General features: G+C 70.4%; 11 protein-coding genes. 8 read left to right on the forward strand and 3 right to left on the reverse strand.

Features of this window, described 5'->3' with window-relative positions:
- Positions 1–239 precede the first annotated feature (239 nt).
- The 3 genes from ACWD5Q_RS22070 (at position 240) to ACWD5Q_RS22080 (ending at position 4,202) form a co-directional block, all read left to right on the forward strand.
- Complete coding sequence (locus ACWD5Q_RS22070) at positions 240–1,646, forward strand: FAD-binding oxidoreductase (protein WP_451428739.1); 1,407 nt, start codon at positions 240–242, stop codon at positions 1,644–1,646.
- Between the two features lie 207 nt (positions 1,647–1,853).
- Positions 1,854–3,386, forward strand: coding sequence for an RDD family protein (locus ACWD5Q_RS22075; protein WP_451428740.1), 1,533 nt, complete (start codon positions 1,854–1,856; stop codon positions 3,384–3,386).
- A 54-nt stretch (positions 3,387–3,440) separates the two neighbouring features.
- On the forward strand, positions 3,441–4,202 hold the full coding sequence (locus ACWD5Q_RS22080) for an RDD family protein (protein ID WP_451428741.1): 762 nt from the start codon (positions 3,441–3,443) through the stop codon (positions 4,200–4,202).
- Positions 4,203–4,351: 149 nt separating this feature from the next.
- Here ACWD5Q_RS22080 and ACWD5Q_RS22085 read toward each other — a convergent pair whose 3' ends face one another.
- Positions 4,352–4,627, reverse strand: coding sequence for a hypothetical protein (locus tag ACWD5Q_RS22085; protein ID WP_451428742.1), 276 nt, complete (start codon positions 4,625–4,627; stop codon positions 4,352–4,354).
- Between the two features lie 568 nt (positions 4,628–5,195).
- Here ACWD5Q_RS22085 and ACWD5Q_RS22090 point away from each other — a divergent pair.
- Positions 5,196–7,520, forward strand: coding sequence for an immune inhibitor A domain-containing protein (locus tag ACWD5Q_RS22090; RefSeq protein WP_451428743.1), 2,325 nt, complete (start codon positions 5,196–5,198; stop codon positions 7,518–7,520).
- A gap of 169 nt (positions 7,521–7,689) precedes the next feature.
- Complete coding sequence (locus tag ACWD5Q_RS22095; protein WP_451428744.1) at positions 7,690–8,022, forward strand: hypothetical protein; 333 nt, start codon at positions 7,690–7,692, stop codon at positions 8,020–8,022.
- Positions 8,023–8,029: 7 nt separating this feature from the next.
- Here the strand turns inward: ACWD5Q_RS22095 and ACWD5Q_RS22100 are convergent, their stop codons facing one another.
- Positions 8,030–8,614 carry an isochorismatase family protein gene (locus tag ACWD5Q_RS22100; protein ID WP_451428745.1) on the reverse strand — a complete coding sequence of 195 codons (585 nt, stop codon included), beginning with the start codon at positions 8,612–8,614 and terminating at the stop codon, positions 8,030–8,032.
- A 274-nt stretch (positions 8,615–8,888) separates the two neighbouring features.
- On the reverse strand, positions 8,889–10,217 hold the full coding sequence (locus ACWD5Q_RS22105; RefSeq protein ID WP_451428746.1) for a nicotinate phosphoribosyltransferase: 1,329 nt from the start codon (positions 10,215–10,217) through the stop codon (positions 8,889–8,891).
- Positions 10,218–10,390: 173 nt separating this feature from the next.
- Here ACWD5Q_RS22105 and clpS point away from each other — a divergent pair, with 173 nt between their 5' ends.
- The 3 genes from clpS to ACWD5Q_RS22120 all read left to right on the forward strand — a co-directional run bounded on the left by clpS (position 10,391) and on the right by ACWD5Q_RS22120 (position 13,238).
- On the forward strand, positions 10,391–10,708 hold the full coding sequence (clpS, locus tag ACWD5Q_RS22110) for an ATP-dependent Clp protease adapter ClpS (RefSeq protein ID WP_451428747.1): 318 nt from the start codon (positions 10,391–10,393) through the stop codon (positions 10,706–10,708).
- 35 nt (positions 10,709–10,743) lie between these two features.
- A complete protein-coding gene (locus ACWD5Q_RS22115) occupies positions 10,744–11,349 on the forward strand; it encodes a DUF2017 domain-containing protein (RefSeq protein WP_451428748.1) in 606 nt (201 codons plus the stop codon).
- A 437-nt stretch (positions 11,350–11,786) separates the two neighbouring features.
- Positions 11,787–13,238, forward strand: coding sequence for an amino acid permease (locus ACWD5Q_RS22120; protein WP_451428749.1), 1,452 nt, complete (start codon positions 11,787–11,789; stop codon positions 13,236–13,238).
- Positions 13,239–13,271: the final 33 nt, after the last annotated feature.

Raw genomic sequence — 13,271 nt, forward strand, 5'->3', positions numbered from 1 at the left:
ACAGAAGATCCTGGCCACCTGGACCGGCGCCTGCTCGATATGCGGCCAACCCGCCCCCACTCCCGAACCCCACCACAGGACCTAACAAAGCCCTATTAGGGCCTGTTCGAACGACGGGAAACTCAGAACAGGCCCTAGCGGTCCTGACCCCCGCCCCTCCGGGACCCTGGCACCAGGTCCCGGAGGGGCCGCCCGCCCCCGCGGACGGGGTTCCCACCGCCGCTCCCGGGTGTCACGCTGTGATCATGAGCCGTATCGAAGCCCCGCGCGACGACGTCACCGGCAACCTCCTCGACCGCCTCCGGGCGGGCCTGCCCGCCGAGGCCGTCCTGTCCGACCCCGACATCACGGCCTCGTACGGACACGACATGGCGAGCTTCTGCACGGCCGGCACCCCGGCCGTGGTCGTTCTGCCGCGCACCGTCGAGCAGGTCCAGCACGTCATGCGGACCGCCACCGAACTGCGGATCCCGGTCGTCCCGCAGGGCGCCCGCACCGGCCTGTCGGGCGGGGCGAACGCCTCCGACGGCTGCATCGTGCTCTCGCTCACGAAGATGGACCGGATCCTGGAGATCAACCCGGTCGACCGCATCGCCGTCGTCGAGCCCGGCGTCGTCAACGCCACGCTCTCCCGCGCGGTGGACGAACACGGCCTCTTCTATCCGCCGGATCCCTCCAGTTGGGAGATGTGCACGATCGGCGGCAACATCGGCACGGCCTCCGGCGGCCTGTGCTGCGTCAAGTACGGGGTCACGGCCGAGTACGTCCTCGGCCTCGACGTCGTCCTCGCCGACGGGCGCCTGCTGTCCACCGGCCGCCGTACCGCCAAGGGCGTCGCCGGATACGACCTCACCCGGCTCTTCGTCGGCTCCGAGGGCTCGCTCGGTGTCGTGGTCCGCGCGGTCCTCGCCCTGAAGCCGAAGCCGCCCCGGCACCTGGTGCTGGCCGCCGAGTTCGCGTCCGCGGCCGACGCCTGCGACGCCGTCTGCCGGATCATGACGGAGGGTCATGGACCGTCCCTGCTCGAACTGATGGACCGTACGACCGTCAAGGCCGTCAACGACCTCGCGCACATGGGCCTGCCGGAGACCACCGAGGCGCTGCTGCTCGCCGCCTTCGACACCCCGGACCCGGCCGCCGACCTCGCGGCGGTCGGCGCGCTGTGCGAGGCCGCGGGCGCCACCCAGGTCGTCCCGGCCGACGACGCGGCCGAGTCCGAACTCCTCTTGAAGGCCCGCCGGTTGTCGCTCACCGCGCTGGAGGCGGTCAAGGGCACGACGATGATCGACGATGTGTGCGTGCCCCGCTCCCGGCTCGGCGACATGCTCGAAGGGGTCGAGCGGATCGCCGAGAAGTACGGGCTCACCATCGGGGTCTGCGCGCACGCGGGCGACGGCAACACACACCCGACCGTCTGCTTCGACGCACAGGACCCCGACGAGTCGCGGCGCGCCCGTGAGTCCTTCGACGAGATCATGCAGCTCGGCCTGGAACTCGGCGGAACGATCACCGGTGAGCACGGCGTGGGCGTGCTGAAGAAGGAGTGGCTGGCGCGCGAGATCGGCCCGGTGGGCGTGGAGACGCACCGGGCGATCAAACAGGTCTTCGACCCCCTGGGCATCCTGAACCCGGGCAAGGTCTTCTGAGGAGAGCCCGCAGGAGTGAACGCGCGTTGAGGAGAGATTTCTTTCGGTGTGTGTTCCGGGTATGTGAAGGGCGTGCGCGCTCTCGCCCGGAAAGGGGCGGGTACGGGCGGAGGGGCCGTGTTGCCTGCCCGCTTCTGATAGATGTGGATGTCCACACAGAGCTGTGGACGCCCACACAACCCCGCGAGCAGATACGGGACGACGGACATGAGCGCCCCCACCCCGGCACCCGGTGACGACAGGCCCCGCGAAGGCTACTACCCGGATCCGTCCATTCCCGGATACGTCCGGTACTGGAACGGGGCCGCCTGGGTGCCCGGCACCAGTCGGCCGGCGCCCGCAGACGGCACCCCGCCGGCCCCGCCCGGCGCGGGCCCCGTACAGCCCTCCGTGGAGGAGACGGGCCCGCACTTCTTCGACGAGGACCCCGCCGGCGCGCCCGGCCCGGCGCGCCCGGCCGCGGCCCCGCACGACAGCAGCCCGGACCCCGCCTCGGCCTGGGGCGCCGACAGCTCCCGGCAGTCCGGGTTCGGCGGCGACCAGGACCGTCAGGTGTCATGGGGCGCGCCGGAGACCGCCGACCCGCGGCTGCCGCGCGAGGGCGCGCCCGAGACTCCCGACCCGCGGCTGCCGCGCGAGGGCGCGCCCGACGGCAGGGCGATCCGGACGGACGGCACCGCCACCATCCCGCCCGCCGCGGCCGGATCCGCCCCGGGCCCCGCCCGGACCGCGGGCACCGAGGAGCCCGTTCCCTCCGAGAGCACCATGACCTTCCGCGCGCTCTCCCCACGCAGGGGGGAGCAGGGCGCGGGGGCGGCCGGTTCCGCCGCGGGGCACCCCGCCGCGCGTACGCCCAGCGCCCAGGCCGCGGCCCGCCAGGCGCTCGGCCTGGACCCGGAGGTACCCCAGGCCACCCCGCCGCGGACCGCCCCGGCTCCCCGGACGCCGTCGCCGTCGGCCCCCCAGGCCCCCGCGGCGGGACCGCCCGTCCAGCATCCGCCCGGCTCACTCTCCCAGCAGCCGACGCCGAGTCTCCAGCAGCAACCGGTGGCGGGCCTCCAACAGCAGGCGGCGAGTCTGCCGCAGCAGTCCACGGGCCCGGCCACGCCCCTGACCACGGGCCCCGGCGGCGGCCAGCCCTCATGGGCGCAGCAGGTGCATCAGCTCGCGAGCGCGGACGATGGCGGCGACCGGCCGCCCGCCCCGTGGAAGCCGCCGGTGGACGACCCGTTCCTGGCGGCCGCCCGGGCGCAGGCGGCGGTCCGGCCCGCGGGCCTCGGCAAGCGGCTGGCCGCCCGGCTGCTCGACACCCTGGTCCTGGCGGCGGTCACGGGTGCGGCCGCGGTCCCGCTGGCCGGCAAGGCGATCGACCACATCGACGGCAAGATCGACGCGGCCCGGCTGTCCGGGCGGACCGTCACGGTCTGGCTGCTCGACGGCACGACCTCGGTCTATCTCGCCATCGTGCTCGCCGTGCTCCTCGGCTTCGGTGTGCTCTACGAGGCGCTGCCCACCGCCCGCTGGGGCCGCACCCTCGGCAAGAAGCTGTGCGGAATCCAGGTGCGGGACATCGAGGGCCATGAACCGCCGACCTTCGGTCTGGCCCTGTGCCGCTGGCTGGTCTACAGCGTTCCGGGTCTGCTGGGCATCGGTGTCGTCGGCGTCCTGTGGTGTCTGTTCGACCGTCCCTGGCGCCAGTGCTGGCACGACAAGGCCGCGCACACGTTCGTGGCGGGCTGACCCGGACGGACCTCTACGGATGCGGAGCGGCGGGGTTCGCGGTCGACTCGGGCCATGAGCACCGAACCGCCGCTCCCCGGCTCCGGGGACTCTCCGGAGGACGACCCGTTCAGAAAGAAGCAGCCCCCGTCGTCCGAGAGCGGCGGGTCCGCGTCCCACGGGGGCCCGCAGCAGGGCGGCGGCCCCCCGTGGGGCAGTGAACCCCCGCCCGGCGGCGGCCCCTACGGCGCACCCCCGCCCCCCGGCGGCGGTCCCCCCGGCGGCGAAGGCCCCTACGGCGCGGGGGGACCGTACGGCGCCGGAGGGCCGTATGGCGGCGGAGGCCCGTACGGCCCCGGCCCCTACGGCGGCACGGATCCCCTCGCCGGAATGCCCCCGCTGGCCGACAGCGGCAAACGCGTGCTCGCCCGGATCATCGACATGATCATCGTGGGGGTGGCCGTCTGGCTGGTGTCCTGGGCGACTCACACCATCGAGTACAACGTGGAGGCGGACAGGATCGAGTACGGCAAGTCCATCGGCCAGTCCGTGATCGCCGCCGTGCTCTACATCGCGTACGACACCGTCATGATCTCCCGGTCGGGCCAGACGCTCGGCAAGCGGCTGCTGAACATGCGGGTGGCCGATCTGGCGGACGGCTCCACCCCCTCCGTGCAGACCGCGCTGATCCGCGCGGCCGTGCTGTGGCTGCCGTTCGCGTTCTGCTGTGCCTGCGTCTGGACGGCGATCTGCGGCGGCTGGAGCTTTTTCGACCGGCCCTACAAGCAGGGGCTGCACGACAAGGCGGCCAAGACCGTGGAGGTGACCACGGTATGACCGGTCCCGGGGGATGAGCGCGACGGCGGCGGCGTACGTATGAACCGGCGGGCCCGTGCTGCAAGGGCCCGCCGGTTCATGTCCGTTCGACGTGGTGGTGCGTCATGGTGCGTGGGGTCCCGCGCGGTGCGGGGAGCGCGGCGCCCGGTTCAGGGGTTCGCCGGCTCGTGCGCGGGCTCGGCGGGCGCGGCCGATCCGACGGACGCCGTCGGGCGCCCGGCCGGAGCGGAGCGCCGGCCGGCGGCCGACGCGGACCTCGGTACGGGGACCGTCACGGAGACGAGGAGTCCGAGGGCGAGGGCCGCGAGGACGATCACGGTGATCCCCAGGCCCGAACTCGTCTGGGACAGCAACAGCATGGCGAGGGTCGAGAAGATCACGGTGCAGGAACCGTAGGCGAGCTGTGCGGCGTTCGGACGAGGCATGGTCATTCCTCGGGGGTGGGGGTCTCCCCCCGTGCCTCTCGCGATGGGGGAGGATGCGGACAACACGGACAACACGGACAATGCGGAAAGTGCGAAAAATGCGGACGAAACGAACAACCGACTGCGGGGCACGTGACGTGGCTAAGAATCGCGGGATGACAACGGTGTCGACGGGGTAATCCGTCACCATTCCCACGCTCCGCCTGTCAATTCTATTCGCCTCCATGCCCGAGGGGAACGGCCGGTAAGCGTGACCTAACCCACGGTGCGGATGCATGGGGGGCGCACGGAGTCATGCAGTCCACCAACCGGACAGGTGCGCGCGCCGGTTGACAGGTGACTATGCCGTCTGCAAGGCATCCGCGCATCGCCCGTACGCCGTTCGTGCGTCGTGTGTATGCCGAACACCTCGTTCTCCTAATGCACTTGACCTGTTCAAGTCAAGATCTGTCTTTTCTCTTAAACCTCCGGTCAAATGTCGTCACTTGACACACGCGTACCCCGCGCGGACCTTCCCTGCCACCAGGACCCCCTTCCGCGTGACCGGGCGCGTCGGGGAGGACTTCAAGTGACCAGCAGACCCTGGACGTTCAGAGCGGGCGCGACCGTCGTCGCGCTGGCGGCGGCCACCGCCACCCTCTCGACCACCGCCGTGGCCCAGGGGGGCGGGAACGCTCCCGCGGCCCCCGTCCACCGGCACGACCCGCAGCCGGTCGGGAGCAGGGGGCACAATCTCGACGGACCGCTGAGCAAGACCCGGGAGGCCCAGCGCGAGGAGGCGCTCAACCGGGTCATATCCGGCAAGGCGTCGGTCATGGACCGCGGCGCCTCGAAGGTGGTGAAGCTCAGCAGCGGCAAGTACGTCGAACTCGCCCGCGAGCGCACCGACAAGATCTTCACCATCCTCGCGGAGTTCGGCACCAAGACGTCGCAGTACGGCGGCACGGCCGGCCCCGGGCACAATCAGATAGCCGCGCCGGACCGCGCCACGGACAACAGCACCGCCTGGCAGCCGGACTACGACCGGCAGCACTACCAGGACCTCTACTTCTCCGCGGACCCGAAGAAGAACTCGCTCAAGCAGTTCTACGAGAAGGCGTCCTCCGGCCGTTACTCGGTCGACGGCCAGGTCCAGGACTGGGTCAAGGTCGACTACAACGAGGCCCGGTACGGCACCAACCAGTGCGACACCTGCGTGTGGAACCTGGTCAGCGACGCCCTCGCCCAGTGGGTCGCCCAGCGCAAGGCCGCCGGGGACACCGACGCGCAGATCAAGGCCAAGGTCGCCCAGTACGACCAGTGGGACCGCTACGACCACGACGGCGACGGCAACTTCAACGAGCCCGACGGCTACATCGACCACTTCCAGATCGTGCACGCCGGCGAGGACGAGTCCGCGGGCGGCGGCGCGCAGGGCGAGGACGCGATCTGGGCCCACCGCTGGTACGCGTACGGCACCGACGCCGGCAACACCGGCCCCGACACCAACAGGCTCGGTGGCACGCAGATCGGCGACACCGGCGTGTGGGTCGGCGACTACACCATCCAGCCGGAGAACGGCGGACTCGGCGTCTTCGCCCACGAGTACGGCCACGACCTGGGCCTGCCCGACAACTACGACACCACCGGCAACGCCGACAACTCCACCGGGTTCTGGGACCTGATGTCCTCCGGCTCCTGGCTCGGCACCGGCAAGAACAGCATCGGCGACACCCCCGGTGACTTCACCGCCTGGGACAAGCTCCAACTGGGCTGGCTGAACTACCGGACCGTCACCTCCCGCGCCACGTCGCTGACGAAGGTCGGGTACACGGAGTACAACACCGAGGACCCGCAGGCCGTGCTCGTCACGCTGCCGAAGAAGACCGTCACCACGGAGCTGATCCCCCCGGCGAGCGGCTCGTACCAGTGGTGGAGCGGCAGTGGCAACGGACTCAACAACACGCTGACCCGCGATGTCGACCTCACCGGCAGATCGTCCGCCGCGCTGTCCCTCAAGGGCTACTACGACATCGAGCAGAACTACGACTTCCTGTACACGGAGGTCTCCACCGACGGCGGCACCACCTGGAAGCCGGTCGACGGCACGGTGAACGGCGTCCCGATCCCGCGCGACGCGAGCGACCAGCCCGCGCTCACCGGCACCCTCGACGGCTACGGCGACCTGGTCTACCCGCTGGACGCCTACGCCGGTCAGAAGATCAAGCTGCGCTTCCGCTACACCACCGACACCGGTGTGGCCAAGAAGGGCTTCGCGGCGGACGACATCACCCTCACCGCCGACGGATCCCCCGTCTTCACCGACGGCGCCGAGAACGGCACCGGCGACTGGGCGGTGAACGGCTTCTCGGTCAAGGGCGCTTCCTACAGCGGCGACTACCCCCAGTACTACATCGCCGAGAACCGCCAGTACGTGTCGTACGACGCGACCCTGAAGACCGGCCCGTACAACTTCGGCTTCCTGAACACCAAGCCGAACTGGGTGGAGCACTACCCGTACCAGAACGGCCTGCTGGTCTGGTACTGGGACACCTCGCAGGCGGACAACAACGTCAGTGAGCACCCGGGCCAGGGGCTCATCCTGCCCGTCGACGCTCACGCCGCGCCGCTGAAGTGGGCGGACGGCACCTATCTGCGCACGCGCATGCAGGGCTTCGACTCGACCTTCACCCTGGAGCCGACGGACGCGATCACGCTGCACAGCGACAGCGTGGCCACCAAGATCCAGAGCCGGCCGGGCATCCCGGTCTTCGACGACCACAAGGGCACCTACTACTACTCCGCGACCCCGTACGCGAGTGTGAAGGTGCCGGACACCCGCACGAAGATCAGGCTCCTGCGGCAGACGAAGGACGGCAGCGTACTGACGGTGGCGGTGCAGCCGTCCCGGTGACACCTCCCGGATGATCTTCTCCGGAGTGGAACCGCTCACAGGCGGTAGAACATTTTCGCAGGTCAAAGCATGATCGGCCGCGACCCTCTGGCGGGTCGCGGCCGATCGTGTTTAGGTGCGTCCTGTGGCTCTCTTATTGACATCAGGTTTCACGGGGGTGTGAACAGGTATGGCCGCAGGAGGTTTCTGCAAGCTGCCGAGCGGCAGTGTGGTGGTGGCGCTGAACCTGCCCAGTCCCGGCTCGGCGGGCGGCTTCGTCCGCGTACTCGTACTCGCCCAGAACCGCGCCCGGGCGCTGACGCGGCTGCGCAACCTGGGCCTGCGCGCGGTGTACCTGCGCGGCAACGCGGCCCCGCCGACCCCCGACGAGGTCACAGCGGTCCTGCACCACCCCGACGGCCTGATCTGGCGCACGGCCCCGGACAGCGCGGGCCAGGAGCTGTCGCAGGAGCTGTGGCACCCGATCCGGGCCCTGCTGCGGCAGACGGCGGCGCCGGTGTGAGCCGGGGCTACACCACGGGCTTGCCGGACAGCTCCACCCCGGCCTCCCGGAGTTCCTCGAGCGCCCGCTCGGTGGTCTCCTCGGACACCCCGGCGGTCAGGTCCAGCAGCACCTGGGTGCGGAAGCCGTGCCGCGCGGCGTCCAGGGCGGTGGCGCGCACGCAGTGGTCCGTGGCGATGCCCACCACGTCCACCTCGTCGATCTCCCGGTTCCGCAGCCAGTCGGCCAGCGACCGCCCGTTCTCGTCGACCCCCTCGAAGCCGCTGTAGGCCGCCGCGTACGCGCCCTTGTCGAAGACGGCGTCGACCGCGCCGGAGGCGACCGCCGGGGCGAAATTGGGATGGAAGCCGACGCCCTCGGTGCCCGCCACACAGTGTGCGGGCCACGAGTGCACATAGTCGGGGTTGTCGGCGAAGTGCCCGCCCGGGGCGATGTGGTGGTCCCGGGTGGCGACGACATGGCGGTACCCGGCGGGGGCCTGCCCGATCAGCTCGGTGATCGCGGCGGCCACGTCGGCACCCCCGGCCACCGCGAGGCTGCCGCCTTCACAGAAGTCGTTCTGCACGTCTACGACGATCAAGGCGCGGCGCATGGTCGGTGTCCTTCGGGTCGGCAGCGGTTCGACAGCGGAGAGGCGCGGGGCCCGGCCGTCTGTACGACCTACCGAGCCTAGAGACTTCGAGGGGCGGACGGGAGGGGGCACGGGAGGATCGGTCGGGTGCGTGAGCGCGCTGCCGTTGCATTCCCCCCGGTCGCCCGTTCATGCGCCCGGAAGACGGGCCGGTCCGGACCGCACCGCGTCCGGTCCCCGGGTTCCTCGTGTCGCGTCAACCCGACGCGACACACGCCCCTCACCCGTACCCGCCTCACACGTACTCGGTCGGAATGACCGGTTCCCCACGCGAGAGCTGCGTCGCCGACAGCGGCAGATTGGCGCGCGCGGCCGTGTGCCGGTCGCGTACGACGTCCAGCGGCTCGCGGGCGACGACCTGGCCGCCCTTGATCAGCTCGACCAGCAGCTGCCGGTCCACGAGTGCGTCCGGCACCGGCCCGGTGCCGATGACCTCGGCCTCCGCCACCCCCTCCTCGTCGAGCCGCCGCGCCGCCCACTTGCGCCCGCCTATGGAGGTCTTGCCGCCGGTCGACTTCTTCGCGACCGGCACCAGCGGCGCCTTCGGGTCGGCCGACTCGGCGCGGGCGACCAGCTTGTAGACCATCGAGCAGGTGGGGTGCCCGGAGCCCGTCACCACCTGGGTGCCGACGCCGTACGCGTCCACGGGGGCCGCCCGCAGCGAGGCGATCGCGTACTCGTCCAGGTCGGAGGTCACGACGATCTTCGTCTTGGCCGCGCCCAGCTCGTCGAGCTGCTGCCGGACCCGGTGCGCCATCAGCAGCAGATCGCCGGAGTCGATGCGGACCGCGCCCAGCTCGGGCCCGGCGACCTCCACGGCCACCCGCACGGCCTCGGCCACGTCGTAGGTGTCCACCAGCAGGGTGGTGCCCCGGCCGAGCGACTCCACCTGGGCCTGGAAGGCGTCCCGCTCCCGGTCGTGCAGGAGCGTGAAGGCGTGCGCGGACGTGCCGACCGTCGGGATCCCGTACCGGAAACCGGCCGCCAGGTCGGAGGTGGTGGTGAAGCCGCCGACGTAGGCGGCCCGCGAGGCGGCCACGGCGGCCAGCTCGTGGGTGCGGCGCGCGCCCATCTCGATCAGCGGCCGGCCGTCGGCGGCGGAGGACATCCGGGAGGCGGCGGCCGCCACGGCGGAGTCGTGGTTGAGGATCGACAGGATCACCGTCTCCAGGAGCACGCACTCGGCGAAGGAGCCCTCGACCCGCATGATCGGCGAGCCCGGGAAGTACACCTCGCCCTCCGGGTAGCCCCAGATGTCCCCGCCGAAGCGGTACGCGGCGAGCCACTGGAGCGTCTCCTCGTCGACGATCCCGCGCTCCCGCAGGAATCCGAGGACGGCCGTGTCGAAGCGGAAGTTCTCGACCGCGTCCAGGACGCGCCCGGTACCGGCCACGACGCCGTAGCGGCGGCCCTCGGGCAGCCGCCGGGTGAAGACCTCGAAGACGGAGCGCCGCTCGGCGGTCCCCGCCGCGAGGGCGGCCTGCAGCATCGTCAGTTCGTAGTGGTCGGTGAAGAGCGCCGTCGAGGGTACGTCCACCGGCAACCCAAGGTCCGCTACGCCCACCAAGCTCTCCTCGCACATCACTCTGCCGGTCCCCCCGGCGTCGGCCGGGGGCCGGGGGCCGTCCCCCAGGGTATGCAGCACGACCGCTGATCGTACTCCCATCTCGTCAGTCTGACGATTTATGGCGATGGCACGGGTGTCCGTTTGTGCGTGGCGCCCCGTGAGATGGCAGCATGGGCCGTGTGACGGCTCCCGCACCTCTTGAGATCGAAAAGACCGAGTCGGCGGAGGAACAGTTCGCCGTCCCGGCACCGGACGTCCCCTGGGTGACGATCGTTCACAATGACCCGGTCAACCTCATGAGCTATGTGACCTACGTCTTCCAGACGTACTTCGGCTACCCCAAGGACAAGGCCACCAAGCTCATGCTCGACGTCCATCACAAGGGCCGGGCGGTGGTCTCCAGCGGGACGCGTGAGGAGATGGAGCGCGACGTCCAGGCCATGCACGGATACGGTCTGTGGGCCACCCTTCAGCAGGACCGTAAATAGCGCACGGCGCAGACCCGTCAAGCACTGAAAAGACGATGCCAGGACACTTCGAACCGCTCCCCGGCGGCGGCGCGGCCGTCGCGCTCGACGACGTCGAGATCTCCATCATCCGGTCGCTGGCCGTTCAGCTGCTGGAGCTCATCGGGCCCGGCCCGGCCGAGGACGCCCCCGACGACCCGCTCGCCGAGCTGTTCGCGGAGGGCCCGAGCGAGCCGCCCGCCGACCCGGTGCTGCGCCGCCTGCTCCCGGACGCCTACGGCGGCCCCGGCGCCGAGCCGGCCTCTTTCGAGGAGGCCGAGGAGCGGCGCGCGTACTCCGCCGAGTTCCGCCGCTTCACCGAGAACGACCTGCGCGCGCGCAAGCGCGAGAACGCCCTCGCGGTGATCCGCTCGCTGGACGGCGTGACCTCGGTGAGCGGGGAGGGCGGGGTCCTGAAGCTGACGCGCGGGGACTCCGAGCAGTGGCTCGGCGCCCTCAACGACCTGCGCCTCGCGATCGGGTCCCGGCTGGAGATCCTCGACGAGGACGACAGCGACCACCTCTACGAGCTGCCGGACGACGACCCGCGCAAGCCGATGGTGATGGCCTATCTGTGGCTCGGCGGCCTCCAGGAAACCCTCGTCACGACCCTTATGCCCTGAAGCGCGTGACTCTCATGTCCTGAAACGCTCGCCCCTTATGCCCTGAAACGGCGGAATGCGTTATGCCCTGAAACGGCGGAATACGTGATGGATTGAGGCGCGGAATGTGTTCCGCGCCGGGCCGTCATCCGGTGTTCGCTCAGGGGACGCTCAGATCCGGATAACGATCCCGTCACCTCCGTGGTCGTATTTGTCTGTTTCGACTTCTCTTTGTCCACTTCTTCCGGTGCGGTGCGTCACATGTCACACCGCCGATCAACGATGCGGCCGTGATACACCTTCACGACCGCCCGACGGACACCACCCATGTCCGCTCGGGTGCGCCACCGAGCCGGCGGATCGCCGGCCAGGCACAGCTCCATCACATCCGGGGGGATCGGAACCCGATCCGAAGCCATGGGACTGGCTCGGATCGGCGTGGAGAAAGGCGCACCAACATGACCTCATCGCAGGTCGGGAAGCAGTACGACGGCAGTGAGGCCGTGGGCGGCGACGCCCCCGAGGAGGGGTACGAGCGCGGGCTCGGCAGCCGTCAGGTCCAGATGATCGCGATAGGCGGCGCCGTCGGCGTCGGCCTGTTCCTGGGCGCCGGGGCGAACATCGCCAAGGCCGGACCCAGCCTGATCCTCATGTACGCCCTCGCAGGCGTGATCATCTTCTTCATCATGCGGGCGCTCGGCGAGCTGCTCCTCTACCGTCCGGTCTCGGGCTCCTTCGCGGAGTACTCCCGCGAGTTCCTCGGCCCGTTCTTCGGTTATTTCACCGGCTGGACGTACTGGCTGATGTGGGTGGTGACCGGCATGGCCGAGCTGACGGCCGCCGCGATCTACGTCCATTACTGGTTCCCGTCCGTCCCGCAGTGGGTGACGGCACTGGTCTTCCTGGTGGTCCTGTTCGTGGCCAACCTGATCTCGGTGAAGCTGTTCGGCGAGATCGAGTTCTGGTTCTCGATGGTCAAGGTCACCGCGCTCATCGGCATGATCGTGATCGGCCTCGGCGTGCTGACCTTCGGCTTCAGCGCCGCCGGTGACACCGCCTCGGTCTCCAACCTCTGGCAGTTCCACGGCTTCTTCCCCAAGGGCATCGGCTCCTCGCTGATGACGCTCCAGGGCGTCATGTTCGCTTACCTCGCCGTCGAGCTGGTCGGTGTGACGGCCGGCGAGTCCGAGGACCCGGAGAAGACCCTCCCGAAGGCGATCAACACCCTGCCCTGGCGCATCGCCCTGTTCTACGTCGGCGCCCTCACCGTCATCCTGTGCGTGGTGAAGTGGACCGAGTTCGCGGCGGGCGTCAGCCCCTTCGTGAAGGCCTTCGCGGTCATCGGCATCCCGGCCGGCGCGGGCATCGTCAACTTCGTGGTGCTCACCGCGGCCCTGTCGTCCTGCAACTCCGGCATGTACTCCACGGGCCGCATGCTGCGCACCCTCGCGGACAACGGTGAGGCCCCGCAGGCCTTCAGCCGGCTGTCCGCGTCCAAGACCCCGGCGCTCGGCATCACGATCTCCGTCGCCTTCATGGGCATCGGCGTGATCCTGAACTACATCGTCCCGGAGAAGGCCTTCGGCTACGTCACCTCGGTGGCGACCGCGGCCGGCATCTGGACCTGGCTGATGATCCTGATCAGCCACGTGCTGTACCGCCGCGCGGTCGACGCGGGCCGGCTGCCCGCCTCCTCCTTCCCGGCGCCGGGCGGCGCGGTGTGCAGCTGGATCGCCATCGTGTTCCTGCTGTTCGTCACCGGCCTGATCGCCTACGACCACGACTCCCGCACCTGTCTGTACGTGATGGCGGGCTGGGCGGTCGCCCTCGGTGTCGGCTGGGCCGTGCTGAAGGCGCGCAACCCGGAGGTCACCCAGCGCCGCGAGCGGGAGTTCGAGCGGGTCGGCTGACTCTCGTAGCCCACCGTGCGGGCCGTTCCGTGC

This window comes from Streptomyces sp. NPDC002513 (assembly GCF_053595355.1).

Excerpts from the sequence above, each read along its gene's own strand:
- ACWD5Q_RS22120 (WP_451428749.1), top strand. The coding sequence starts at position 11,787 with ATGACCTCATCGCAGGTCGGGAAGCAGTACGACGGCAGTGAGGCCGTG.
- ACWD5Q_RS22095 (WP_451428744.1), top strand. The coding sequence starts at position 7,690 with ATGGCCGCAGGAGGTTTCTGCAAGCTGCCGAGCGGCAGTGTGGTGGTG.
- ACWD5Q_RS22100 (WP_451428745.1), bottom strand. The coding sequence starts at position 8,614 with ATGCGCCGCGCCTTGATCGTCGTAGACGTGCAGAACGACTTCTGTGAA.
- ACWD5Q_RS22115 (WP_451428748.1), top strand. The coding sequence starts at position 10,744 with ATGCCAGGACACTTCGAACCGCTCCCCGGCGGCGGCGCGGCCGTCGCG.
- ACWD5Q_RS22085 (WP_451428742.1), bottom strand. The coding sequence starts at position 4,627 with ATGCCTCGTCCGAACGCCGCACAGCTCGCCTACGGTTCCTGCACCGTG.
- clpS (WP_451428747.1), top strand. The coding sequence starts at position 10,391 with ATGGGCCGTGTGACGGCTCCCGCACCTCTTGAGATCGAAAAGACCGAG.
- ACWD5Q_RS22075 (WP_451428740.1), top strand. The coding sequence starts at position 1,854 with ATGAGCGCCCCCACCCCGGCACCCGGTGACGACAGGCCCCGCGAAGGC.
- ACWD5Q_RS22080 (WP_451428741.1), top strand. The coding sequence starts at position 3,441 with ATGAGCACCGAACCGCCGCTCCCCGGCTCCGGGGACTCTCCGGAGGAC.